Raw genomic sequence first — 26,388 nt, forward strand, 5'->3', positions numbered from 1 at the left:
GTCAAGGAGTCACCCTTTTTTTGTTAAAAATTTAACTTTAGAATTATACAATAATTTGCTTTTTTTGAACCAAAAGCATAATAAAGAGAGATTAATAACAAAAAAATCGACACAATTATCGACTTTTATTTGTGATATTTAATATTATTTTTAATTGCAAAACCCCTAAAAATTTGTTCAACTAATAATACTCTAAATAATTGGTGTGGAAAAGTTAGATCTGAAAAAGAAATTTTATTTTCAAAAAAGTCTTCTTCAACACCATTACTTCCTCCAATAATAAAGGTTATATTATCTTCAATCAATAATTCCGAAAAGGTTTCTGAATTCATTTTTTTTCCATACAAACTTAGATAATAAACCTTGGAATTCTTGGGGATTTTTTCTAAAATTAATTTGGTTTCTTTTTTAATTTTTAATTCGATGTTATTTTCATTTTGTTCTTTTATTTCAAATAAATTTATTGAAGAAAAAAAGGAAATTTTTTTAACGTAATCTTCATATAATGATTTAAATTCTTTGGTTAAGCTTCCAACAGCAATAATATTAATTTTCATTGTTTCTTTTATTATTCAAATAAAACATTAACATTTGAATATCAGCAGGATTAATGCCACTAATTCTTGAAGCTTGACCAATTGTTGTTGGTCTTATTTGACTTAATTTTTGTCTTGCTTCTGTTGCTAAATTATCAACATCATTATAATCAAGATCTTCAGGTAATTTTAATTTTTCTAAACGGTTCATTTTATCAGCAACTGTTTCTTGTTTCTTTAAATAACCAAATAATCTAACTTGAATAGTAATTTCATTTGGATAAGGAAAGTCCTTTAAAACATCTTGAGGATCAACTGCTGGGTTAGATAATAATTTAAGCATTGAAATACCATTAAAAATTTGATACTTATGAGCTAATTCATCGTTTGCTGATAAATATTGTTCTTTTAATTCAGCAATCTTTTGATGAATTAAATTGTATTTTTCTATAACTGCTTGGTATTCTTCTTGACTAATCATTTTATTATCAAAAGCATATTGTGACAATCTTTCGTCAACATTATCATTTCTTAATAATAAACGATATTCAGCACGGGAAGTAAGCATTCGATATGGCTCGTTTGTACCTTTTGTTACAATATCGTCAATTAAAACACCAATATAGCTATCGCTTCTTTTTAACTCCAAATGAGGCATATTATCTAATTTATTAGCAGCATTAATTCCGGCAATTAACCCTTGGGCAGCAGCTTCTTCATAACCACTTGTTCCATTTGGTTGACCTGCTGAAAAGAAATTATTAAGAATTTTAGATTCTAAAGATTTCTTTAAATCTAAGGGGTTAATTGCATCATATTCAATAGCATAGCCATATTTTTGCACTCTAGCATTTTCTAAGCCAGGAATTGAAGCAATCATTTCATCTTGAACATCTTCAGGCATTGAAGTTGAAAGACCATTAATATACATAATGTCCCCTTTAGCAGTTTCTGGTTCAAAGAAAATGTGATGGGTTTCTTTATCTTGAAATCTAACAATTTTGTCTTCTACACTAGGGCAATATCTTGGGCCAATTCCCTTAATTATTCCTGAATATAAAGAACTTCTATCCAAGTTTTTTAAAATAATTTCTTTGGTTTTGGCTGTGGTATGAGTTAGATAGCAACAGGTTTGTTCATCAAGTTTAATACCACTTTTATTTGAAAAAAACAACTCATTTTTTTCTAAAACTTCTTTTTCAACTTTAGAAAAATCAATACTATCAGTATAAATTCGACATGGAGTACCGGTTTTTAAACGAAATACATCAAATCCATATTTAGCTAAATTTTTAGATAATGTTGATGAAGTTTTTTCTCCATCTGGACCATCATATTTAATGTTTTCGCCTCTTAGGATTCTAGAATTCATATATACGCCAGTAGTCATTACTACAACGCCTGAATATATTTCGCCATGTTCCTTAGTAATAACACCTTTGCAAGTTTTGTCTTTGACAATTAAATCACTTACTTCGTCTTCAATTAAAGTAATGTTTTTTTGTTTTTGAATATCTTCTAAAATAATTTGACAATATTTTTCTTTATCAATTTGAGCCCTTAAAGATCACACTGCTGGACCTTTTGACGTATTAAGCATTTTGATTTGAATCATTGATTTATCAGCAAAAAGCCCTTGGACTCCGCCAAGAGCATCAATCTCTCTAGTGATTATTCCTTTTGCTGATCCGCCAATTGAAGGGTTGCATGGAAGCATTGCTAATTTATGAATATTTAATGTAATTAAAGCTACTTGAAATTTTCTTTTTGCTAATGCATAAGCAGCTTCGATGCCAGCATGACCCCCGCCAATTACAATCGCATCAAATTTTTTCATTATTCTTTTATTTCTTCAAGAATTTTCTCAATACGTTGAGCATTAGGTTCAACTGTGTCAATTAGAAATTGTAATTCTGGTAATTTTTTATATTTTCAATTTCTTGCCACAACTGAACGAATAAATGGAGTCATTTTAGAAATTTTTTCAAAATATCTTTCTTTGTCTTTAAACAAAGTAATATACACTTTGGCATGTGACCCATCAGTAGATAAAATCACATCATTAATAGCAATATTTGTTACATTAAAATCTTGCAATTCATAGAAACTTTCACCAATTAGTTGTAATAATAAACTGGTTTTTCTTTCGTGATTAATCTTATTCATCTTCTTTTAATACATCCTCATAAAATTTTAATATGTCATCTACTTCTATTTTATCAAACTCTTTAATATGAGTCCCAAATTCGAACCCTTTTTCAACAGTTTTTACATCATTTTTTTCTCTTTTTAAAGAATCTATTATTCCTTTATAGATTAATTTATCCTTTCGATAAACTTCTACTTTAGAAAATTCTTTTGCTTGTCCGGTTAACATTTTACATCCGGCAATATTTCCAACCTTTGAATAGAAAAAGATTTGTAAAATGATTGCTTCACCAATTAAAACTTCTTCGTAAACAGGTTCTTTCATAGTTTTAATTAAAGTTGATAATTCTTCAACAATTTTATAAATAACGTTGTGTTTTAAAATTTTAATATTTTTTTGTTCAGCAAGTTTTTTAATATCAGCATTAACAGAATCATTATTAAAGGCATAAATTCTTGCCTTTGAAGCTTCTGCTAGCAAAATATCAGCTTTAGTAATTTCACCAGCACTTGCCCTTATGACATTAACTACTGCCTCTTCATTTTGAATTTTACTTAATGTATTTTTAATGGCTTCAGCAGTTCCATGCACATCAGTTTTAATAATAACATTAACTGTTTTGGTGTTTTCATCAAAAACAGAAACATTTTTGGAATTTAATTCCATTTGTTTATCAAGGTATGATTTTTCCTCAGCTAATTTCTTAGCAAATTTTTCATCACTAATAACAACAAATTTATCTCCAGCTTGAGGATTTGAGTTTAGTCCAGTAATAATACAAGGAGTCCCAGGTAATACTTTTTCTAATTGTTCGCCTTCAATTGAATAAAGACTTCTTATTTTCCCATATTGAGCGCCTGCCACAATAAAATCTCTTGCTAATAAAGTTCCGTTTTCAACAATAATAGTTGAAACAACACCCATTCCTTTATCAATTCTTGATTCAATAACAGTTCCAATTGGATCTCTATTTAAATTAGCCTTTAATTCTAATAAATCTGCTTGTAATAAAATAGTTTCTAATAATAAATTGATTCCTTCATTTTGAAAAGCTGACCCATAAATAAATGGGACATTACCACCTCATTCTTCGCAAACAATGTCATGTTCACTTAATTGAGATTTTACTCTTTCAGGATCGGCACCAGCTTTATCCATTTTGTTTACAAACACAATAATTGGAACATTTGCTGCTTTAGCATGATCAATTGCTTCAATGGTTTGAGGTTTAACACCATCATCAGCAGCAACAACTATAATTACAATATCAGTAACTTTGGCTCCTCTGCTTCGCATTTCGGTAAATGCTTCATGTCCCGGGGTATCTAGAAAAGTAATTTTTTCTTTGTTATAAGTTATTTGATAAGCACCAGTATGTTGAGTAATGCCACCAAATTCAGTATCTAAAATATTGCTTTTTCTAATATGATCAATTAGGGTTGTTTTACCATGATCGACATGCCCCATAATAGTTACAATTGGTGCCCGTTTAACCAAATCATTAGGGTCATCGTTAACTTCTAGATTTTCAAAAAGATTCTGTGCATTAACATTATCTTCTTTTCTAAAATCTAAATTGTATTCCAAACATAATTCAGCAATTTCTTCTTCATTTAAAGAGGTATTAATTGTTTTTAAAATTCCTTTTTTCAAGAAATTTGTAATGATTTGTGAAACTGGTTTCTTGATTTTGTCAGAAAATTCAGAAATTGTTAAAGGTCCATGAAAAACAAATACACCATCTTCTAATTTAGTTTCACTAGCACTCAATTGTTGCTTTATTTCTTCAACATTGGAAATTCTTCTTCTTGTATTTTTCTTACCCATTCATCCACCTCATTTCTTAATTTGTTATATACTTCAATTTCAATATTTTGTTTAAAAGCTCTATTTAATAGACGCTTTTTAAAAAGTTGTTCAATTTGCTCGATTGTTTTTAAACAATATGCTCCTCGCCCTTGATGAGTTTTTTGTGGATCGAAATGAATCTCTCCATTTTGATCCTTTGAAAATCTTAACAAATCAGCAATTGGATAAATTTGATTATCCACTATTGATTTACGACTATAGTTTTTCTTATCAATCTTCATCATTAATATTACTTAAATCTAAATCATCAAGACCAAAGCTTAAATCATCATCCTGTTTAAAGTCTTTTAATTTGGTTGACGTAATTTTTTCATAATCTTCTTCGAATGAATATGGTTCATCTTCTTCTTCATATTCATCATTATCTAATTCATTTTTAACTTGTTCTAATGTTTCTTCAAAATTATTATCATAGTATGTGTCACCTAGAATTTGCTTTTCAAAAGCATCAGAATTTACTACTTTTGAACGTAATTCAGCAATTTCGTCTTCAAATTCAGACATATCAATGTGAACATCAAATCCACCAGTCAATTTGGTTTGTGGCTTTTTCTTTTTGAAATTTGATTGCAATCTTTTACCATTTTCTAATTCATGAATTTCTTCTAAACTAATATTGCCATTAAAACCATAATCAATTCCCTGTTCATTGGCTTCTTTTTGACTAATAATGTCTAGTTTAGATTTAGTTAATTCAGAAGCTAAAGTGACATTTTGCCCTCTTCTTCCAATTGCTAAAGTGTGTTGCGTGTTTGGGACGATTACTAAAAATGAAGGATATTTGCTTCTTGGATCAACTTCTTTTTCAATAATGTCAATAACTTTGGCTGGACTTAAAGCATTAATAATGAATTCCTTTATATTTTCACTATATAAAATAACATCAATTTTTTCACCTTTTAATTGACGAGAAATGTTTTCAATTCTTTCTCCGTTAATTCCAATAATTGAACCCAATTCTTCAATTCCGACTGGAGCGTCTTCTGATTTTTTGATACATATTTTTGATCTTTCTCCAGATATTCTTGAAATACCCACTATTTCAATTAAACCTTGACTAATTTCAGGAATTTCTTTGATCAATAAATTATTTAAAATTCTTGTGTCAACACTTGAAACAATAACTTGGGCGTGTTTTGATTCTGCTAAAACATGATCAACATAAACATCAATTGTGTCCCCTGGTTGAATTCTTTTTAACATATGTTTATTAGTGATACTTGGGGGCATAAAAGCTGCAACCATATCTTCTAATTCTAAAATGATTCCATTTGTTTCTGCTGTAATAACCTTTGCTTTAATAATTTGACCAACTAATGCAGAATATTTTTCATAAATTTGTTGTTTTTCAAGTTCCCTCATTGATTGATTAAACATTTGACCAATTTTGATGTAGTCTTTTTTTGAGAATTTTTCAAAATCAATTTCTTCAGCAATAATATCCCCTTCTTTTAAATTAGGATCATTTTTTTGAGCTTCAGATAAAGTAACCTCAACACATGCTTGAAACATATCTTTTTCTTCATCAGTAATTGGATCTGGAACAATTCTTTTATTTTTGTTTAAAACTGAAAAATTGTTATTAATTTCATCAAAAATAAATTCTAAATCTGCTTCTTCATCATAATCTGTTTGAATGGTTTTAATAATAGCTGATTTAAATAATTCAATAATTTGATGTTTATCAAAATTTTTAATACATGCTAAATTTCTTAATGATTCAAAAATTTCCTTTGCTTTTAAATTTTGAAGTTTGCTTGTTTCTGACATTTCTTCTCCTTTTTTTAAGTTAAAAGGCTGGCAGAACGCCAACCTCTTTTATATTTATTTATAAAACAAGTACTTAAATTATACATGACAAAAGCATGTTTTTACATTATTTTTCATTTTTTGGTCAAATTAATTGAGCTTGAATTCTTTCTCTTTCTTTGTCAACTTCAAGAATTTTAATTAAAACGTTTTGTCCTACTTTTAATACTTCTGAAGGATGTTTAATGAAATGATTGGGAGTTTTTTTCATATGTGAAATATGAATTAAGGCGTTTTGTTTGATTCCGAAGAAAACAAATGCACCAAAGTCTGTAATATTTTGAACTTGGGCATTAATTTCTAAACCTTCATGAATATCATCAATTGAAAGAACTTTATCACTTAAAATAAAACCTTGTTTATTATCACGAATATCTTTTTCAGGGCTTAATAATGAATCAATTATTAATTGAATGTCATATTTATTAGAACCCAGTTTATTTGCCAATTCATTGATATTAGCTGATTCTAATTTTTCTTTGTTGATATTTGTTAAATCGATATCTAATTCCTTAACTAGTGCATCAGCTAATTTATATGATTCAGGATGAATATTGGTTTTGTCATAAAAAACTTTAGAGTCGTGAATTCTTAAAAAACCAACTGATTGTTCATAAGCTTTTGGACCTAAACCTTTTACTTTTTTTAGTTCAGTTCTTGATTTAAAATTTCCATTTTCTAAACGATATTGAATTATGTTTTCAGCAATTGAATTAGATAAACCCGAAATATAAGAAAGAATTACTTTTGTAGCAGAATTTAAATCTACCCCAACTAAGTTAACAACTTTGTCCGTCTTAAATTTTAGCTGTTCTGATAATTCTTTTTGATTAACATCATGTTGATATTGCCCCACACCAATTGATTTTGGATCAATTTTAATTAATTCATTTAGTGGGTCTTGGAATCTTCTTCCAATATTAATTGCGCTTCTTTCTTCTACTGATAATGTTGGAAATTCCTCTTGTGCTAATTTAGAAGCAGAATAAACTGAAGCCCCTACTTCTGAAACAACTGCATATTTGATTTGCTCCTGAGGATAAATTGTTTTCCTTTTTTGAAGTAATTTGGCAATAAATTCCTCAGTTTCTCTACTTGCTGTTCCATTACCAATAATAATTAAATCAACCTTATATTTCTCAATAAATTCAGTAACAATTGATGTTGCTTCTTTAATTTTATTTAAAGGTGGAGTAGGGAATATGATTCCTTTATCTAAGAAATTCCCGTTTGCATCTAACATTGCCAATTTGCAACCATTTATATATGCTGGATCGATTGCTAAAATTCTTTTATTTTTTGTTGCTGGTGCCAACAACATTTGTTCTAAGCTTTCTGCAAAAAGTTTAATTGCCTCTTTTTCAGCCTTGGCAAATAAATCGGTCTTTATTTCTCTTATTATTGAAGGAATTAATAATCTTTTTAAACTATCATCAATACACTCTCTAATAATAAAAGCAGTTCTTTTATTTACAAAGTATTTATTGTTTAAATCATAAACAATTTTTTTCTCATTAAATTCCATATCATAACTCAAGATTTTCTTTTCTTCACCTCTGGAAATTGCTAAAACCCGATAATTAGGAATTCTTGAGATTTTTTCTTTAAAATCATAATATTGCTTGAAAACTTCTTTTTCATCTTCAGCATTCTTTTTAACTTTAGTTACAATAAAACCATAATTAAAGATTTGATCTTTGATATATTCTCTTGTTGAGATATCTTGTGAAATATCTTGGGCAATAATAAACTTAGTTTGTTCTAAAACTTCTTCCACTGTTTTTAAAGGTTCTTTTATATATTTTCTTGCTTCATTAAATACATTGAATTTTTCATCCTTCTCTGTCTCAATTTTTTTAGCAAGAGGTTCTAGACCTAAAGCAATTGCTTCACTTGCCTTGGTTTTTTTACCGATTTTAAAGGGCTCATAAATGTTTTCTAATTCTTGTTTGGTTTCAGCAAGATTAATTTTGTTTTTTAATTCTTCTGTTAATAATTGCTTTTCTTCTAAAATGTTAAGAACATATTCTTTTCTTTTATTTAAAGCAACATCATATTCATAAAGTTCTGTAATAGAAGCAATTTGTTCCTCGTTTAATCCTTCTGTTTGACTTTGACGATAACGAGCAATAAAAGGAATAGTAGCACCTTCTTTTAATAGTTCTAGTACAACAATCACTTGACTTTCTTTAATTTGTAATTTTTTAGCAACATTAGTAATTGATATATTCATATTCTCCTCACTTTGTGATAATAATTATAATATTTTAAAATAATATAAAATAAAACTAGCAACTTATTAAGTGCTAGTAATTTGTTATTTGCTCTCATCAACCAATGTTCAAATAGAAGCAATTAATCCACAAAGAGGGATAACACAAATAATTGCAAAAATTCATTGTGGTGTTCTATTTAATTCTTTTAGTTTTAGTCCTAAAATAATATTAATTGGAATAAATACCAAAAGAGGTGACAATATATTAAAAATAATACCTAGAATTGCTAATGTTTTTAAATTCATTTTTACTCCTTAATAATTAATACAATTAATTTTACAACAAAATAATGATATTTAGCTAATTATAAACTCCATTCAATTTCGATAATGTCTTTGTTATTTGGATTATTTTTGGTTTTTCTTTCTATTACTCTAAAATCAATTTTATCTTCTAATGTAAATCTAGAATTGATTCTTAATTTGTGTCCAACTTTGTTGGTTAATCAATCAATTAGTTTTTCATTTTCCTCTTCTTCAGTTAATTCAATTTGAAAAATGTCTTCAAATTCAACTTGTTTTCATAAGTCTTTCATTTTAACTTTTCCATTTGCTTCGCAACGTTCTAAACTAGTTTCATAAATCATTTCATCATCATCATATTCATCATATATTTCGCCAACAATTTCTTCTAAAATGTCTTCAATAGTAATAATTCCAATAACCTTATCTGAGTTATTGTTTTCAACAACAAAAGCCATTTGTGCTCTTGCTTGTCTCATTTTTTCTAAGGCAACTGATAAAATGGAATGAGCTGACACATTAGGAACGCTTTTAATGTAGTTCATGATATTTCCTTTTTTTAAATAGAAAATATCTTTTAAATGAAGGATTCCAATAAAATTACCATCTTTTTCAATTGGTAATCTTGAAAAATTTGTTTCTTTAAATATTTCTAATGCTTCATTTAAAGAAGCTCTTGATTTAATAAAGTCAACATCTTTTAATTTAACATAATGTTGTGATACTTTAGTTGAATCTAAATCCAGGGCATTTTGTGCCATGGTTGACTCATTCATTTCCAATACGCCTTCTTTAGAAGCGATGTTTAAAAAATTCTTCACATCTTCTTCAGTATTTGTAACATAAATTTTCTTGCCAATTTTACTAATTGGGAAAGTTATTGGAAAGAAAATTCAATATAATGCCTCAATAAACCAATAAAATGTTTTAACAACTCCTTCTGGATGAGCTTTAGCAACTAATTTAGGAATAATTTCAGCAAATAAAACAATGATTGGTGTCATTACTACAGTTGAAATAATTGCTGACAATTCAGTGTTAGTCATTACTTTTCCTAACACATAGGATAATAAGACTGAAGAACCAATATTTACTAAATTGTTAGCTATTAAAATTGTTCCCACTGTCCGGTTAAAGGCAATATGCTGTTTTTTAATTAATTTAGCTCCTCTTTTTTTGTTCTCAATCATTTGCTCAATTTTGGCAGCATTAATTGATGTATAAGCTGTTTCAGCAGACGAAAAAATGGCACTACATGTAAGTAGTAGTACTAAAACAATTGCACTAATTAAATATATGTATCATGGTGTGGTTGTTGAACTAACATTATTAGTCTCAGCATTTGATGTTGTAGCTAATAATATTCACGGGGAAGTTTCCATCTCTAATTAATCTCCATATAAAAATTTATTTATTATTCAAGTATTTTACTATAAATGAAAATGAAAGTATTAAAAAAATCTGCTTAAATTTCATTATAATAATTATTATGTTTAAATTTGAAGACGTTAATTTAGTTGAATTACCAAAAAAAATTTTAAGAGAAAAATCAAAACCTGTACCTTGACCTTTAAAAAAAGAAGATGATTTATTAATCCAAAAAATGATCTTTCATGTGGACAATAGCCAAGAAAAAGACACTAAATTTAGACCGGCTGTTGGTGTGGCTGCTATTCAGTATGGAATTCCCAAACAAATTTTTTATATTCTAATAAAAGATCACAAAGATGAAATTATTTTTAGAGATGCTGTGATTAATCCTAAATTATTAGGGCATTCTGAAAAAAAACTTGCTTTAGAAGAAGGCGAAGGATGTTTAAGTGTTAATGAAAAACACCCAAATCAAGCGGGATATGTGCCACGCTATGCTAGGGTAGTGATTCAAGGATATTCTTATTTTGAACAAAAATTAAAAACTTTTGATGTTTCTGGATATACTGCTATTGTATTTCAACATGAATATGACCATTTACAAGGAAACCTTTTCATTGATCACATTAATCAAAAAGATCCGTGAAAACTGCCTAAAAATACTGATATTTTATAAAAAATAAAGCCGCAGTAAAAGGCTTTATTTTTTATACACTCTCATTTTTGAACAATTTTTGTTTAAGTAAACAAATGAATACCCTTCTTCATCTAAAAGATTTTCAACCACTAATTTTAAAGTTCCAGTGCCGATTCCAATTAATAAATCAAAATAATTCATATAATAATCGTTTTCTAATTCATAAATAGCATTTAAAACTACAGCAGTGGCTTGATTTTCATCTAAGCCGTGCAAATCATATTCATTTTCAGAAAAATTGAAATTCATATTAATATTTTTTTTGACACCTTTCACAAATATAGGTTCCTCTTTGATTTACTTTAATTTTTATTATTGGTCCTTTACATTCAACACAATTTTTAATTTTATTATTATGAATTTTTAAAAAGTTTTGAAATTCACCTTCTTGATTATTAATACTTTCATAAGAAAATAAAGTGGTTCCGCCTTTTTTAAAAGATTCATCCATAATTAATCCAGCACTTAATATAATTTCCTTCACTTTCTTAAAAGACAAATTTCTACAACTAGAACAAGGATGCACCTTAGAGGCAAACAATGCCTCATCAGCATAAATGTTTCCAATTCCGGCAACCAATTCTTGATCTAAAAGTTTAGTCTTAATAGCAGTAGAGCTGGTTTTAATTTTGTTATAAAACTCCTTAATATCTAATTGGTTTGGCTCATTTGCAACTTTGGATAAAGGCAAAATTTGATTGTAATTAAATATATTTCTTAAATGAAAAGTGCCAAACATTCTTGAATCTAAATAATGTAATTCGGTATTATCTTTAAAAATAAATTTCACAATTAAATGACGTTCATTTTCAAAGGGAGTTTCATAGAAACGGTATTTTCCTTCCATTCTTAAATGTGATAGTAAAACAACATTATTAGTTAAAAAAATAATAATGTGCTTTCCTTTATTTTCAATATTTAAAATTTTTTGGTTAATTAAAGCTTCTTTAAATTCTTTGATTGGTTTTTCTTTAAATAATTTTTCTTTATAAATTTGAATATTAGCAATTTCTTTATTTAAAATTTTGCTTTTTAAAGCTTTAATAACTGTTTTTACTTCAGCTAATTCAGGCATAACAAAATTATATAAGTTTTTGGTTAATTATAAATTTGTTATAATTTTTTTATATGAATAATAAATATAACCGATTATTTATTTCCACAACAGATACTGTCTTAGGTATAGGAGGTCCTGTAGACGACGAGGTAAAAAATTTGATTTATGAAATCAAAGGGAGAGATAGAAGCAAAAAATTAATTATCTTAGCCTCATCCATTGAACAAATAAGAAAATTTAAACAATGAGAAAAAAAAGCAGAGCCTTTTGCTAAAAAATACTGACCCGGACCAACAACTTTAGTAGTGAATGATCAAGGTTTTAGAATCCCAAATCAACCATTATTATTGGAATATTTAGAAAAAAATGGTCCAGTTTATATGTCTAGCTGTAACTTATCAAATGCTCCTATTTGTGAAACTATTGAGGAAGCTAAAGAGATTTTTCCAGATATTACTCATGTATACAATTTTGGTTCTATGAGCCAAAAAGCAAGTCAAGTTATTCGTGTAGAAGATGGCGAAATATTAAGAAAGTAGGAAGAAAATATGAAAGTAAGAATTGCAAGTGATCATGCTGGTTGCAAAATGAAAGAAGAATTAGCTGAAGAATTAAAAAAAGAAGGTTATGAAATTGAACTTTTTGGTGCCCAAAGCGATGATAACCCAATATCTTATGCTGATGTTGGAATTGAATTTGCCAAAGCATATATTAACGATGAAGATAAGGCGAATACTAAATATGTTGCCATTTGTGGTTCAGGAATTGGAATTAGTATTGCTTTAAACCGATTTAAGAAAATTAGATGTGCAAGAGTGGATACTCCTGAAGAAGCACGTTTAGCTAAATTGCACAATGATGCTAATATTTTGTGTTTTGGTGGAAGATTAATTACCAAAGAATTAGCCTTAGAAATGTTTCATGAATGAAATAACACTAATTTTGAAGGCAATAGACATATTCCAAGAATCTTGAAATTAGATGAAGTTGGAGAAGGAAGCGAAAATTAGTTCCTTCTTTTTTTATATAATAAAAAAAGCAAGAATTAACTTGCTTAATCTACTTTAGAAGTATTAATTTGTCCAATAATTTTATTAACTGTTGAAAATGTTATTCAAGCATTAGCATCAATTTTTAATATTTCTTTTTGAATCATGGTTTGTTCTAAATATAAAGCAACGGTTTCAATTTTGGTTGTTTCGGTGTTGTTAAATCCGCTTGTAACATTACTAAAATTATATCCATGTCAATATTTGATTGCTTGAAAATGAGCAATAATTTCTTTTGGTTTTTTTGTGTAAATTTCTACTTTAATTTTCTTATATTTTGGATATAAAATTTCTACAAAAATATTATAAATAAATATATAAACAATACTTGAAATGCATCTTAAAATAAATGCTCCTAAATTTCATGGTTTATGAATTTCATCAATACCAGTTATTTCGACAATAAAAATAATTAAAATTGATAAACTTCCGAAAATCAAGGCAACAACAGTTGAAACAATTCCTACACCTTTTTTCTTCTTTCTTGAAAAATAATAAATAATGATGTCACTACCAGCAGTAGAACCTGAATTTTTTCAAGCAATTCCAGCAGCAGTTCCGGCTGCAATTCCGCCAATAATAGCATAAATTAGAATTGGCCAAGTTGGGTTTGCGTATTCCAAAGCAATTGGATATTGACCATAAACATTTCAAGGAATAATTTCATGGAATTTAATTCCTGATTTCCAATTAACTATGTAAATAGTCATTTTTTGAAAGAAATCTTCAACTGGTTTAATAAATAAGAAACTTTGAAAAAGAATTTGGAATGATAATCAATAAAAAGTTAAAATCATAAACAATCGGTTATTCTTTTTTCAAAAGATTATTAAAAATGGTAAATTAAAAGCAAAATATAAGAAAGCAAAATATGGCGAAATTGAAGAAATGGTATAAGTAAGGGTTTGAACTATAGCAGAAAGACCAGATGCAACTGTAGCTGCTTTAGCAAGAAATGTTGCTACTCCTAAGTTATATAAAATAGCTGATAAGAAGATAAAAAAGATTTTTTTTGGAAACTTCTTTCAAACATTAATAATATTAACCTTATAAGGGTTTAAATCGAAATAACTTTCAGGTTTAGTTTTTTTATTTTTTTTCTTAGTCTCTGTCATCATGTTCTCCCACCATATTTTTATGGAAAAATATTAGCATAATTTTTTTATTTTTAGAAATTTAATTTTATTTTTTTAATCAATTAAAGAAGTATCAAATTCTCCGCTAATATCATGAATATTTGAAGTGGCAATTCATGCCTTTTTATCTACTACTTTAATTTGTTCAAAAATTCAATCTTTTTCTAAATATAAAGCAATTGTTTCAATTCTGCCTACTTCTCTATGTTTAAAGCCACTATATCCATAAATTATGTTATATGAATGTAAATAGCCAATTTTCTTTAGGTGTTCAACAATTCATTCAATTTTGTCACTATAAATTTCAATTTTTACTTTTTTGTATTTTGGATAAAACTTATTAACCAAAATAGTAAATACAATTAGATAAACAAAAGTTCCACAAACTCTGACTAGAAATTGGTTAGCGTTTCAAATATGACTAGCAATATTACCAGTGTATTCTAATGAACCAATAACAATTGTTGAAAAAGTTGAAAAACATAAAGCAACAAATAGAAAAACATTACCTACTGGTTTTTTATTTCTATAAGCAATATAGTTGGAAATTACTGAAGTTCCTCCAATTGATCCTCTTTGTTTTCAGGCAACAACTGAAGCAAAACCTTCTGAAATCCCTCCTAAAATTGCATAAACTAAAATTGGTCAAGTTTGTCCATCATTGATTGGTAATCCTTTTTTGCCAGATAGTTCTTTCATTTTATTTAAAACCATTGATTTTTCTGATGAAATTAATTGATCTCAAAATGCTTTTATAGAATCATTGGCTTCAAATGGATTATTTTGTGATATTACATGGATATTGTTAATATCAGTTTTATCCAAAGCAAAATATTTTATTACTTCTTTACCGTTTTCAGTAATTTTAAATTGCATTAAGTCATGATTATTGATATATATACCAAATGGGTCTCAATAATCATTTGCTAATCCTGTTGGATTATAAATAGAAATCTTCTGATTAATAAAATTAATAACTGGATTGTTGTTATTGTAATTTATGAATATACATTGAACAATTACTTGAAATAACATTCAATAATACGTTAAAACCATAAACATTCTGGGGTTAAAACGTCAAAAACCAAACATTAATGGTAAATTAACTAGCACATAAAATAAACCATAAAATTGTTCAGTGCTTGGCGCTGTAAATGTAATAATTTGAGATAAAGAAGAAGTTCCACTAGCAATAGTGGCTGCCTTCTTTAAAAATACTGTGATTGCGATGTTGTATAAAAAAGCACTAATAAACATTCAAAGAACTTTTTTAGGATACTTTTTTCATATGTTAATTAAATCAACTTTAAAAGGATTTATCACTTTTAAACGTTCTTGATATGCTAATTGTTTTTGTTTTCTTTTTAAAGCACAACATCTTGACTTCTTAATTTGATTTTGTTGTTCTTGTGATAAATTAGCATCTGACATAACTTAATCCTCCTTTCTAGGAACAAAAAGTTTTTTTTCATAATTTTCTTTATTATCTCTTGGGTATAAAAATCTATTAATTTGTGGCTTGAATAGCAATTGGATAGTTTGCACTGCACCATGTCTATTTTTTGCCACGATAACATCAGTAATAGAAGATTCACTGGTAGTATCAAAATCAGCTTGATTATTAAGATTATCACCTTCTTGATCTTTCTTTTTGTTGTAATAATCTTTTCTGTGTAAAAACATAACCACGTCAGCATCTTGTTCAATTGAACCAGATTCTCTTAAATCGCTTAAAATAGGAGTTTTATCTTCCCTTTTTTCTAAATTTCTACTTAATTGACTTAATGAAATAACTGGACATGCTAATTCTCTTGCTAATTGTTTTAATGATCTTGATATTTTGCTTACTTCTAATTGGCGATTTTCTAAATTGCTCTTATTTTTACTATCACTAATTAATTGTAAATAGTCAATAATAACTAAATCTACTTTGGTATGAGTAGCAAAACGTTTTGATAATGTATACAAATCAGAAATAGACAAATTAGGTTTATCATTTAAAAACAAATTTCATTTTTGCATCTTATCTTTTGTAAAGATCAAATATTTTTTGTCATCATAAGTTAACTCGTTTTTTCTTAATTTTGCAATTGGAACCAAGGAATCGATTGAGATCATTCTTTGTACTAATTGAGCATTAGTCATTTCTAGGCTAAAAAATAGCACAGTTTTACCGGCATTAGCAACATTATTAGCAATATTTAAAGCAAAAGCAGTTTTTCCCATAGCTGGTCTTGCCGCTAAAATAAATAAATCCCCAGGGTTGGCTCCAATTAAGACATTGTCTAAGGATTCAAATCCAAATTTTAATCCTGTTGAATGATCTGATTGATCTGGATGCAAAATAGTATCCACAATTTCATTTGCCTTATTTCCAATTCTTTCATAAGGTGAATTGATTTCAGAAATATCAATATTAATAATTTCACTTTGAATATTGTTTAATAAATCAGTTATTTGAAAAGGTTTATTAGCAATAATATCCATACTTTTTGCTAATAAACTTTGTAAAGAATCAGTCTTATATTGATCAAGAATTTTTTGAGCATAATTATGTAATTCTGATTGATATCCACCATTTTCCACCAATCAAGAAATATAATCTACTCCTTCCATATTAAAACGAGATACTTGATTAATAATTTTTTGTTTTACTAAATAATCAATAAACATAGCAATATCAAAAGTGCCATAAAGATTGTGCACTTTTGCTAAAGCATCATATAAAATTTCATTTTCCTTAAAGTGAAACATATGGGGTTTAACAATTTCAGCAACTTCTAAAAATGCATTTGATTCCCTTATAATCAAACCCAAAAACGTTGCTTCATTGTTAGCAATGGCTAATTCTTGTTCTTTATTTAATGCCATAATTTCACTCCTTGTTTATTTATTTAATTTCAATAATTTTGATTTTTAAAATAGCTATTACCTCTGGATGTAATTTTACTTTTACTTCATGAATTCCAAAAGTGTTATATACATCACTTGATAAACTATTTTTTGGTAATTTGATTTCATGTTTTTGAAGTTCTTTAGCAATTGCTTTATGAGTAATTGAACCATGAACTATATTTCCATTTGATTTTAATTCAAATGTTAATAATAATTTTTCAATTTCAGCTTTAACTAATTTGGCTTCAAAAATTTGATTTGCCACATCATTGGCAATATTTTGTTTAATTCTTTTTAAATTTTCTAAGGTTTGTTTATTAACCGGTTGGGCTATGCCGTTTTTAATTAAAAAGTTCTTAGCATAACCATCAGCCACTTCAATAATTTCATTGGCTTTATTTTTTTGAAAATCTTTAATTAATATTACTTTCATTATTTCTCACACTCACTATCGCTTGTTTAATATTATCAACAAATAATTCTAATGGTTCATCACTAACCGCAGCAGCGGCTCCAAAATGACCTCCACCATTGATTGCTTCAGCAATGATTTGAACATTGGTATTAATTCCTCTTGCTGACATTTTGTATTTATTTGTACCTGGTAATTTAGCAACTACAAAGGCAGCTTTTCTGCCTTGTACTCGCAATATTTCATCAGAAGCAATTGAAATTACATCAATTGGTGCTTCAATATCGCGATAAGCTAAATAATAACCAGGACGTACTTCTTGTAGGTTTTGTAATAATTGGTTTACTACATGGTAAATTCTTTCATCAATTTTTAAACTATCCACAGATAAATCGGTTGTTGCACCTCAATTTTGTAATAAAGAACAAGCATGAAAAGTTTTTGATGAAGTTTGTTTTTGAAATCTATTTGTGTCTAAATAAATTCCATCTAATAATAATTGTGCTGTTGTTTCTGATATCTTATCGGCTGAATTAGTTAAAGCAATAATTTCAGTTATTATTTCTGAAGCAGATGACGCACTTGAATCAATATAAGTGTTTTTCTTAAATGCATAATCCGGGCTAGAGGTAATTCGGTGATGATCTAAAACAACAATATTTTCTTTTTGAATATTTTTAAATGCTTGTTTGTTTTCGATTCTTGTTTCATCAGAAGTATCTACTAAAACTACTAATGTATTTTCATCATTTAATTTGGTTGCTTGTTTTGGATTTATAAACACATTTTCTAAATTTTTATATTGAGCTGTTTCTAATAAACGTGATGTTGTGTCATCAAATGTAATGTTTTGAATATATGCTTTTTTATTAAAACCTTTAGCCAATGAATAAACACCATAAGCCGATCCTAACGCATCTAAATCAGCATTGATATGACCATAAATCACAACTTTAGTAATGACCTTTGATTTTAGTTTTTCAATTAACAATTTAGCAATGTAATTAACATTAGTTCTTGAAATGTTCACTTCAATTTCAGATGTTGAGCCATAATGTCTTGGTTTTTCATTTTTAGTTAAAACCGTAACTTGATCCCCTCCACGAGTTTGGGATTGTAACATTGCTTCTTTGGCTAGTTGATCCAATGTATCAAATTTATATATGCCATAAGAAAAACCAGCTGATAAAGTGATTTTAATATCATTATCAGTTTTAATTTCTTTTAACTTTTCAAAGAAATTAAATTCTAGATTTTCAAACTGATTTAATGTTTCTTTGTTACTGATAATAAAGAAACGTCCATTTTCGTATTGTCGATAAATAAAATCATGTTTTTTGGCTAATTCATCAAACATATTAACAACACTAGAATAAATTTTAAACAATTCTTCCTCGCTCATTGAAGATTGATATAAGGCAATATTATCAATGTTTATTTCGCCTAAAACTGTTCTTTGTTTTTCATAATCTTTCAATAAATTTTCTTGAATAGTTATATCTTTAAAAATTGCAATATTTCTTTCTAGAGAAACATGAACTTCATAATCAAATTTGTCTTTTGATAATACAAAATCTAAATTAGATGTTGATCATTCTTCAATATCTAGTAATGATTTTATGTTTTTTCCAATAATATTTCTAGCAAAACGATTTTCAATAAATTTGGAAACTCAAATAATCGTTCCATTATCAGAGAACATAATAATTCCCATTCCATGATTACTTATTTGTTCTTCAAAATAATAATTTAATGACTTATTAGTAATATATACATTTCTTAAATGTCTTTTAAAAATGACCAATGTATAAATACTTAGTCCAATTACTCAAAGACAATAAACCACTGAAATAATAATTTGTGGTGTCTTGTCTAAGTGAAATATTCCAATAAAAAATAAGATAGTTGGTACTAGAAATAGAAATATAATTTCAAAAATCAAATATATTTTTTTCTTGTCTTTTTTCATATTAATAATTATATACTAATTTTTAATATAAAAAAGCCTGTCAAACAAGCTATTTTATAGTTCATAAAATTCAGTTATATCTTTAATTCCAATGTTTTTTTGAGATGATACCATAAAGATATTTATTTCGTTTTTAAAGGTTAAGGCTTGCATCTTAACTTTATGTCTTTGGGATTGATTTGCCTTATCTATTTTGGTAATAAAAATATCAAAATGAATATTCAAATTCTTTATGTATTCAATCATTTCCAAATCAATGGCACTAAAACCAATTTTAGCATCAATCAAAAAACAAACGATTTTAGGACTAGTATGATTTCTAAAATAATAATCAATAATCCCCGCAATTTTATTTTGGAGTTTTTTTGATACTGAAGCATAACCATAACCTGGTAAATCAACAATGATTTTTTTATTATCAGTTTCAAAATAATTAATTAATCTAGTTCTACCAGGGGTTGAACTAGTCTTGGCTATTTTAGAATTAGCCAAAGCATTAATTAAACTAGATTTACCAACATTGGAACGACCCCAAAAAACAATTTCTTGATTATCATGGATATGTCAACTTAATTGATCTGCAGCACTTTTTATAAATTTTCACATAATTAAAATTATACATATAGAAATTAAAAAATAAAAGCATAACTTTATTTATGCTTCCGGATATATCTTAATTGAAAAAATTATTTTTCTTTTTTTCTTTTTTATTCATTGTTGTTTTAGAAAAACATATCGAAGATAAAAACCATTTAAAAACAATACCAAACAAAATAATGCCCGGGACAATACACATATAAATTAAATTAGCATGTTTAATGGTTTCTGATGAGGGGTTTAACACTTGAAGAGATAATAATATAATCTTTGTAAACACTGAAACAAATAAAATAAAAGTGAATCAAATAATAACAATTTTATTCTGTCTAGATTGATCTTGAATTTTAAAATTATGTCTTTTATTCAATAGTTTTTGTTGAGAAATATTTGTTATATATCATTTTAAACATATAATTAAACTCAAGATTAAAAGTTGAATATTATAATAATAAAATTTTTCAAAAATCACTTTAGCTAAAAATATATTCAATAAAATTATTAGAAAATAAACAATAAACAAAATTACATTTATAAGTAGATCTAAACGGTTATATTTAATAATTTGATTGTTCTTAATAATTTTAATTAATAGATTACAAATTTCAGAATCTGAATTAACTTTTATAAAATTTTCAATATGTTTTTTAAGATAGCAAAAAGCAAATATTAAATAAAAAAGATAACTTAAAGAAACAATAATCGGTGCTAGTATAAGAAAGACTAATATTCTTTTAAAATAAAATTCAATTTCTAATAAATTTCTTTCATAAACAAAAAGAAATCCCAAAACAAATGTAGTAAGAAAAATTATATTAAGATAAGCAATAAAGAATCACAATAAGATAATGGGTTTATGTAATTTTTCATCATTTTGTTTATACATCTTCTTAAAAACTATACTTGTAGCAATTGGATTTAATAAAAACGAATAATTCATTCTTTCCCCTTAAAAAACTATTTTAATAGTAATATTCACTTATTATAATATAAGATTATTTATATCCAATAAAATCACAAATAAAGAAAAATACAATTGCTTTTCTTATTGAAAATTTACAATTTTGAAAAGTGCCAAAGTTATTTTTTTGAAATACAACGAAATCATATATAATATTAATGTTTTGGGTAAGTACTCAAGTGGTCGAAGAGGCGGTCCTGCTAAGACTGTAGGGGTGTTAAAGCACCCGCGGAGGTTCAAATCCTCTCTTACCCGCCATTTTTTTATTTCTTTTTTATCATAATAAATAAAAAAGCTAGCCCCTTAAGGGACTAACTTTTTTATTTTTATTTTTTATTATTTTGCAGCCTTAATTGGGTAGCTAATAATACCATAAGCAGCTAATCCAGCCATAACAATTCCAATAATGATAATGATAACAACTGCAATTAGAATAGCAATTTTAACTATTCTTCTTTTTGCTACTTCCCTTTTTAAATTATCAATTTCAATATCAAAATTCTTTTTCATATTCTATCCTTTAGTTGCCTTTCCTTGTCTAGAAATTGCATTCATAATTCTCTTTCTAAATAAGAAGTAAGCAATAAACATTGGTAAGATTGCTAAAATATTAGCTGCTAAACGAATACTGGTATATACTAATCCACTATCATCGCCTTTTAATTTTCCGGTATGAGTTAATCATACGTTAATTACTAATCATGAATCTTCTTTTTCAGTAATAACTAATAATGGTCAAGTAAATGAGTTTCATGAAGCTAAAGCAGTTAGAATTGCGACAGTTCAAGTAGTTGCCTTAACCATTGGCATTGCGATTTTGGTAAAGAAAACAAAATCATTAGCACTATCAATCATTGCAGATTCTTTAACTGAACCAGTTATTTCTTCAAAAGCATTTCTATACATAAATCCAGAGAATACTGAAGCAACAAATGGCATTGTTAAAGCAATATATTGAGCAATTCCATCTTTTCAACCAAGAGCAACAATAATTTTATATTGTCCAGTTAATAAAGCTACTTCAGGTAGGATTAATAATGATAGGAATAAAATTCATGATAAAGTTTTAAATCTTCATTTTTTTAATGAGAAAGCATATCCGAAAGTCATTGAGAAGAATATTCTACAAATAACTGATAAAACAGTTGTTGACGCTGTATATACTACAGCTTTAAAATATCCATCTTGGAATGCTTTCTTAAAGTTATCTAAGAAAATGACTTGTCCACCTTTTTCAAAAGGTTTTGGATATCAAATTAAAGTGTCATTAGAGGTTTGGAATCTTAAATCTAATACTGATTGGTTAATCATAAACAAGAATGGGAATAATATTATCATTCCGAAGAATAATAATATTGCAATCTTGAAGGCTCAAGTTAAGATAATACTAATTGGTTTAGTGGTCTCAACTTGTTTTACCATCATTTCTTGTTTAGATTTTAAATACCGTTTTTGATCTCAATTTCTTATTTTCAATTTTCCTAATGACATTGTTTTCTCCTATCTTGACACCTGCTAGATAAATAAATCCAGCTAATTTTCTTAAAGTAAATGACACTACGATTCCAATTAAGAACAACATAATTGAAGCAACCCCAGCTTTAGAGAAATTAACAACAGTTTTAGTATAGTGGTAAACATATAACATTAATGAACCACCACCATTACTAAATGCTTCTGATGAACTGTTATTAAATAAAGCCAATGGGAAAACTTTAATACCCCCAATAATACCCATGGTAATTAAGAATGATAAAGTTCTTTTAATTGAAGGTAATGTTATTCTGAAAAATTGTTTAAATTTGTATGAACCATCAATTGAGGCAGATTTGTATAATTGAGGATTTACAGAGAGCATTGCAGTAGTTAAAATTAATACTTGGAATGCTAATGAACCTCAAACACCTCTTAATAAAATAACGATAAATGGTTTAAAACTTGAAGGATCGCCCGATTCTAGAAAAGGAATAGGAGCATCAATTAAACCAGCGTTTTTCAATAAGGTGTTTACAAATCCAGCATCTTTTTTAAAGATAAAGAAGAAGGTAATGGAAACAGCAATAGCACTAGTTACATATGGTAAAAAGAATACTGTTTGTCAAAAACCTCTTGCTCATCTTTGAACTAACATTGTGATTGCAACACTAATTAATATTGAACAACACAAACTAAAAGGTAATGCTGTAATTGAATATAAGAAGGCATTTCTTAATGCTACTAAGAAATACTTATGTTGAAGTAATTCTTTAAAGTTATCAACGCCAAATGATACTTCATCGGCGAATGAACCTACTTGAATTGTAAAAGCATCAATAATAACTAATATAAACGGAATAATAGTCATTAATGTTACTGTTAGAAGTGAAGGAAGAATGAATAAAAATGGTTTTCAAAATGGTGTTCTTTGACTTAAAACACTTAAATTGTCACCAACCTTTTTTATTCTAAATTTCTTAAGGAAATAACTCTTAATTTTAAACATTAGATTCTTTCACCTGTTTCAAAATCAAATTGATGAATATTGTCAACATTTTTAATTGATAATTTAATTTCTTCATCGATTTCGTAATGCGATTTTTGAGTTAGATATACATTGGCTAGTTTATTGATTGATTCAATTCATATTTGAGCCAATATTTCTTTTCCCAAGTATTCAATATTCTTAATATTGCCTTTTAAAACATAGTTATTTTCATTTTCAACTAATGATTCACTTCTAAATCCAATGTGAATTTTTGATTTGGTGTAGTCTTTGTTTGCTACTTCACCTAAAACTGTGTTGCCAACAAGAATTTTATGATCTTTTACATCAGCTTCAAAAATGGTCATTTCTGGCATACCTAAGAATTTTGCCACAAATTCATTTTTAGGTGTTCTATAAAGTTCCATTGGACTACCCATTTGTTGCACTTTAGCTGTTGACATACATACAACCTTGTCACTAATTGACATAGCCTCTTCTTGGTCATGAGTAACAAATACAGTGGTAATTCCTAATTCTTGTTGAATTGAACGAATTCATTTTCTTGTTGAGATTCTTAATTTTGCATCTAAGTTTGAAAGTGGTTCGTCTAATAATAGAATTTTTGGTTTTTTAACAATAGCTCTAGCGATTGCCACACGTTGTTGTTGTCCGCCTGATAATTGAGTTGGTTTTTTCTTTAAGTTTTTGGTAATTTCAACTCTTTGAGCAACTTCTAATACGTCTTTAATAATTGCTTGATTAATTGTTAAGATGTTTGCTGATAATTCTTCAATTTGAGTTTGAAGTTCTTTTGGCATAAATAAAACTAATTTGTTCATTCTTGCATTAAAAGAACCTGAAATTTTGTATTTTTCAAAAATTGGTGTTAATAAGCTTAAAACAGCCATTCTATAAACTTTTTCAGTTTCTTTTTTAGTTACAACTAAACGTTTTTTAAGTTCAGTAACTTTTTTGTTTAATGGGCTCTTTTTCTTATTGTTTTCAGCAATGATTAATTTTTCCTTAGCTTGAGCAATTTTGACTTTATTGTCAGCTTTGGTTTTATTGTATGTTTTATTGTATGTTTCTTCTAATTCTTTAATTGTGTGATTTTCTTTAAATTTAAGTTTAGTAATCTGATTTGAAGCATTATTTTGAATTTCTTGAATTTCTTTATTTATATGCTGAAAATCTTTACCTATAGCTTTTAATTTAAGAATTTCTTCTTTTAATTTAACAATTTTTGAATTAGTTTGAAATCTAATTTGATGAATTTCTTCTTTTGTGTCATTTTGAATGTTTTTAATATCATTAATAACATTCTTTGTTAAAGAAGTAAGTTCTGCAATATTTTTTGTCTTTAAGAAATTGTAATTGTTAATTTCATCTTCTGAAATGTTGCCTAATTCAGCAATAACTTCTGTTAAATATTTTTTAGTTTCTTTAGGATTATCAATTGTGAAATAACACTTCTTTCTTAAATCTTGAATTTTTTCTTCTGCAACTTTTTCATGTCTTAAAATAACTTCAAACACTTCTTGTTGAGCTAATTTTGATTTTTCTAATGTTTCTTCTTTTCAATGTGGATCATTCATTAATGGGAAAGCAATATTTTCATAAACTGACATATGTGGATATAGTGCATAGTTTTGAAACACTAATCCTAATTCACGTTGTTGTGGTGAATATTTAGTTACATCAATTCCTGAGAAAAAGATTTTTCCACTTGTTGGTCTTAATAAACCAGCAATAGCATTAAGAGTGGTTGTTTTCCCTGAACCTGAAGGACCTAATAAAGTAACTAATTCTCCTTTATTAATTGAAAAACTTACATTATCCACTGCAACAGCATCACCAAAATCGATTACTAAATCCTTAATTTCAATTGTTGGAATGCTCTTTTTTTGTTCAAAACGCTCTTTAGAAAATTGATAGATATCTTCTTGAGTTATTTTTGATTCATTATTTTTCATTTTAATCCTTAGTTAATATTGAATAAATGTTATTTTCAGGAGTAATTTTGCCTTCTTTATCAAATGCTGGATCTAAAATTGTTAATGAATGAGATAGCATATCACCATGTGCTTTATACATGTTTGAGAATTCTTGTGGTGACTTAAAATGTTTTTCTTTAGTTTGATCATAAAAACCTTTTTTATTATCAATTGCATAATTTATTCCATATGCTAAATATGGGAATAGTAAATCTGAAATAGAAGGTTTAATATCAAGATTATGGTTTGCTTTAAATGAATTGAAAACTGTTTTTTCTAATCTTGCTAAAGTGTAACCGTTTGCCAACATTTCTACTGAAAAACATTTTTCAAAGTTTTCTCCAAAGAAAATTTCTCCTACACTTCTATCATGTGAATTATCAGCTCAGTTATTAGTAATTAATCTCACAATTGATCCTTTAGGACAAATTGATTCAGCAAAAGCATGATCTATTTCAGCAAAAGCTTTTTCATTTGGATCTACTTCAGTGTTTGGTAAATGTTCTTCAAGAGTATCTATAGAAGATATTCTTACTTTAATTATGCTTCCTTTACCTCTGGCTGGTGTACCAAAATAAGTAAATGAAGGGGTAATTGATCTTACAGTAACTGTGTCTCCATCAGCTCAACTAATTACTTCACAATCAATGTAACTAAATTGTTCTCAATAATTGGTTTCTACTGTAATATCTTTGTCTTGAATTCTGTCGAAGATTGTTTTGCTGAATTTTCTATCAAAAAGGTTTCCAACTCTTGAATATTCATTAAATGGAATATATTCTCCAGTGGCTTTTACTGAATTATAAACAGGCTTTTTTTGACAACTTACTGCCAAAACAGGAACAGATAAACAAACAAAAGGTGTTCCTAACAATAAGAGTTTTTTTAATTTATTCATTTTTATC

Annotated in this window: 26 protein-coding genes and 1 tRNA gene; 4 read left to right on the forward strand and 23 right to left on the reverse strand. The window is 27.2% G+C overall.

Annotated elements, in window-relative coordinates:
• Window positions 1-125: 125 nt before the first annotated feature.
• From T401_RS0100250 to T401_RS0100290, 9 genes are all read right to left on the reverse strand, one after another.
• On the reverse strand, window positions 126-557 hold the full coding sequence (locus tag T401_RS0100250; protein ID WP_033178495.1) for a 23S rRNA (pseudouridine(1915)-N(3))-methyltransferase RlmH: 432 nt from the start codon (window positions 555-557) through the stop codon (window positions 126-128).
• Window positions 547-2,373 carry a tRNA uridine-5-carboxymethylaminomethyl(34) synthesis enzyme MnmG gene (mnmG, locus tag T401_RS0100255; RefSeq protein ID WP_033178496.1) on the reverse strand — a complete coding sequence of 609 codons (1,827 nt, stop codon included), beginning with the start codon at window positions 2,371-2,373 and terminating at the stop codon, window positions 547-549. The genes T401_RS0100250 and mnmG overlap by 11 nt, the downstream gene beginning before the upstream one ends.
• Window positions 2,373-2,702, reverse strand: coding sequence for a 30S ribosome-binding factor RbfA (gene rbfA, locus T401_RS0100260; RefSeq protein WP_033178497.1), 330 nt, complete (start codon window positions 2,700-2,702; stop codon window positions 2,373-2,375). Before rbfA ends, mnmG begins: the two co-directional genes overlap by 1 nt.
• Window positions 2,695-4,512, reverse strand: coding sequence for a translation initiation factor IF-2 (gene infB, locus T401_RS0100265; RefSeq protein WP_033178498.1), 1,818 nt, complete (start codon window positions 4,510-4,512; stop codon window positions 2,695-2,697). Before infB ends, rbfA begins: the two co-directional genes overlap by 8 nt.
• Complete coding sequence (locus T401_RS0100270; RefSeq protein ID WP_241848663.1) at window positions 4,464-4,778, reverse strand: YlxR family protein; 315 nt, start codon at window positions 4,776-4,778, stop codon at window positions 4,464-4,466. Before T401_RS0100270 ends, infB begins: the two co-directional genes overlap by 49 nt.
• The gene (gene nusA, locus T401_RS0100275) at window positions 4,762-6,324 is read right to left on the reverse strand and encodes a transcription termination factor NusA (RefSeq protein WP_033178499.1); all 1,563 of its coding nucleotides are present in this window, start codon (window positions 6,322-6,324) and stop codon (window positions 4,762-4,764) included. The genes T401_RS0100270 and nusA overlap by 17 nt, the downstream gene beginning before the upstream one ends.
• Before the next feature lie 106 nt (window positions 6,325-6,430).
• Window positions 6,431-8,596, reverse strand: a complete 2,166-nt coding sequence (locus T401_RS0100280; RefSeq protein ID WP_033178500.1) for a helix-hairpin-helix domain-containing protein — start codon at window positions 8,594-8,596, stop codon at window positions 6,431-6,433.
• 84 nt (window positions 8,597-8,680) lie between these two features.
• The gene (locus T401_RS06240; protein ID WP_033178501.1) at window positions 8,681-8,884 is read right to left on the reverse strand and encodes a hypothetical protein; all 204 of its coding nucleotides are present in this window, start codon (window positions 8,882-8,884) and stop codon (window positions 8,681-8,683) included.
• A 59-nt stretch (window positions 8,885-8,943) separates the two neighbouring features.
• Entirely contained in the window at window positions 8,944-10,263 is a 1,320-nt protein-coding gene (locus T401_RS0100290) for a hemolysin family protein (protein ID WP_033178502.1), read from the reverse strand.
• Window positions 10,264-10,370: 107 nt separating this feature from the next.
• Between T401_RS0100290 and def the strand changes: the two genes are divergently transcribed.
• Complete coding sequence (gene def, locus T401_RS0100295) at window positions 10,371-10,928, forward strand: peptide deformylase (RefSeq protein WP_033178503.1); 558 nt, start codon at window positions 10,371-10,373, stop codon at window positions 10,926-10,928.
• A gap of 24 nt (window positions 10,929-10,952) precedes the next feature.
• Here the strand turns inward: def and T401_RS0100300 are convergent, their stop codons facing one another.
• Window positions 10,953-11,198 carry a hypothetical protein gene (locus T401_RS0100300; protein WP_033178560.1) on the reverse strand — a complete coding sequence of 82 codons (246 nt, stop codon included), beginning with the start codon at window positions 11,196-11,198 and terminating at the stop codon, window positions 10,953-10,955.
• A 1-nt stretch (window position 11,199) separates the two neighbouring features.
• On the reverse strand, window positions 11,200-12,024 hold the full coding sequence (gene mutM, locus T401_RS0100305) for a DNA-formamidopyrimidine glycosylase (protein WP_033178504.1): 825 nt from the start codon (window positions 12,022-12,024) through the stop codon (window positions 11,200-11,202).
• 53 nt (window positions 12,025-12,077) lie between these two features.
• On the opposite strand from mutM, the gene T401_RS0100310 reads away from it, so the two are divergent.
• Both T401_RS0100310 and T401_RS0100315 read left to right on the forward strand, forming a co-directional pair.
• Window positions 12,078-12,545 (forward strand): L-threonylcarbamoyladenylate synthase, encoded by a 468-nt coding sequence (locus T401_RS0100310; protein WP_033178505.1) that lies wholly within the window; start codon window positions 12,078-12,080, stop codon window positions 12,543-12,545.
• A 9-nt stretch (window positions 12,546-12,554) separates the two neighbouring features.
• Complete coding sequence (locus tag T401_RS0100315) at window positions 12,555-13,016, forward strand: RpiB/LacA/LacB family sugar-phosphate isomerase (protein WP_033178506.1); 462 nt, start codon at window positions 12,555-12,557, stop codon at window positions 13,014-13,016.
• Window positions 13,017-13,060: 44 nt separating this feature from the next.
• Here T401_RS0100315 and T401_RS06245 read toward each other — a convergent pair whose 3' ends face one another.
• The 7 genes from T401_RS06245 to T401_RS06255 all read right to left on the reverse strand — a co-directional run bounded on the left by T401_RS06245 (window position 13,061) and on the right by T401_RS06255 (window position 21,004).
• Window positions 13,061-14,170, reverse strand: a complete 1,110-nt coding sequence (locus tag T401_RS06245) for a YitT family protein (protein ID WP_033178561.1) — start codon at window positions 14,168-14,170, stop codon at window positions 13,061-13,063.
• Between the two features lie 75 nt (window positions 14,171-14,245).
• Window positions 14,246-15,622 (reverse strand): YitT family protein, encoded by a 1,377-nt coding sequence (locus T401_RS06250; RefSeq protein ID WP_274541143.1) that lies wholly within the window; start codon window positions 15,620-15,622, stop codon window positions 14,246-14,248.
• A gap of 3 nt (window positions 15,623-15,625) precedes the next feature.
• Window positions 15,626-17,062 carry a replicative DNA helicase gene (dnaB, locus tag T401_RS0100330; RefSeq protein WP_033178507.1) on the reverse strand — a complete coding sequence of 479 codons (1,437 nt, stop codon included), beginning with the start codon at window positions 17,060-17,062 and terminating at the stop codon, window positions 15,626-15,628.
• A gap of 19 nt (window positions 17,063-17,081) precedes the next feature.
• Window positions 17,082-17,519, reverse strand: coding sequence for a 50S ribosomal protein L9 (rplI, locus tag T401_RS0100335; RefSeq protein WP_033178508.1), 438 nt, complete (start codon window positions 17,517-17,519; stop codon window positions 17,082-17,084).
• Window positions 17,500-19,467: a GGDEF domain-containing protein gene (locus T401_RS0100340; protein ID WP_033178509.1), complete on the reverse strand. Its 1,968-nt coding sequence runs from the start codon at window positions 19,465-19,467 to the stop codon at window positions 17,500-17,502. The genes rplI and T401_RS0100340 overlap by 20 nt, the downstream gene beginning before the upstream one ends.
• 54 nt (window positions 19,468-19,521) lie before the next feature.
• Complete coding sequence (gene yihA / locus T401_RS0100345) at window positions 19,522-20,073, reverse strand: ribosome biogenesis GTP-binding protein YihA/YsxC (protein ID WP_033178510.1); 552 nt, start codon at window positions 20,071-20,073, stop codon at window positions 19,522-19,524.
• 67 nt (window positions 20,074-20,140) lie between these two features.
• Window positions 20,141-21,004 carry a hypothetical protein gene (locus T401_RS06255; RefSeq protein WP_033178511.1) on the reverse strand — a complete coding sequence of 288 codons (864 nt, stop codon included), beginning with the start codon at window positions 21,002-21,004 and terminating at the stop codon, window positions 20,141-20,143.
• Window positions 21,005-21,190: 186 nt separating this feature from the next.
• On the opposite strand from T401_RS06255, the gene T401_RS0100355 reads away from it, so the two are divergent.
• Window positions 21,191-21,283: transfer RNA gene (locus tag T401_RS0100355), tRNA-Ser, on the forward strand.
• Between the two features lie 78 nt (window positions 21,284-21,361).
• Here T401_RS0100355 and T401_RS03445 read toward each other — a convergent pair.
• From T401_RS03445 to T401_RS06270, 5 genes are read right to left on the reverse strand one after another with little or no spacing between them, the layout of a single operon-like run.
• Complete coding sequence (locus T401_RS03445; protein ID WP_156935654.1) at window positions 21,362-21,535, reverse strand: hypothetical protein; 174 nt, start codon at window positions 21,533-21,535, stop codon at window positions 21,362-21,364.
• Between the two features lie 3 nt (window positions 21,536-21,538).
• On the reverse strand, window positions 21,539-22,516 hold the full coding sequence (locus T401_RS06260; RefSeq protein WP_033178512.1) for a carbohydrate ABC transporter permease: 978 nt from the start codon (window positions 22,514-22,516) through the stop codon (window positions 21,539-21,541).
• Window positions 22,458-23,507 carry a carbohydrate ABC transporter permease gene (locus tag T401_RS06265; protein ID WP_033178513.1) on the reverse strand — a complete coding sequence of 350 codons (1,050 nt, stop codon included), beginning with the start codon at window positions 23,505-23,507 and terminating at the stop codon, window positions 22,458-22,460. The genes T401_RS06260 and T401_RS06265 overlap by 59 nt, the downstream gene beginning before the upstream one ends.
• The gene (locus tag T401_RS0100370; protein WP_033178514.1) at window positions 23,507-25,462 is read right to left on the reverse strand and encodes an ATP-binding cassette domain-containing protein; all 1,956 of its coding nucleotides are present in this window, start codon (window positions 25,460-25,462) and stop codon (window positions 23,507-23,509) included. The genes T401_RS06265 and T401_RS0100370 overlap by 1 nt, the downstream gene beginning before the upstream one ends.
• Window position 25,463: 1 nt before the next feature.
• A complete protein-coding gene (locus tag T401_RS06270) occupies window positions 25,464-26,381 on the reverse strand; it encodes a thermonuclease family protein (protein ID WP_033178515.1) in 918 nt (305 codons plus the stop codon).
• Window positions 26,382-26,388: the final 7 nt, after the last annotated feature.

Origin of the sequence: Mycoplasma anseris ATCC 49234 (genome assembly GCF_000702805.1) — a bacterium.
Classification (GTDB): domain Bacteria; phylum Bacillota_I; class Bacilli_A; order Mycoplasmatales; family Metamycoplasmataceae; genus Metamycoplasma; species Metamycoplasma anseris.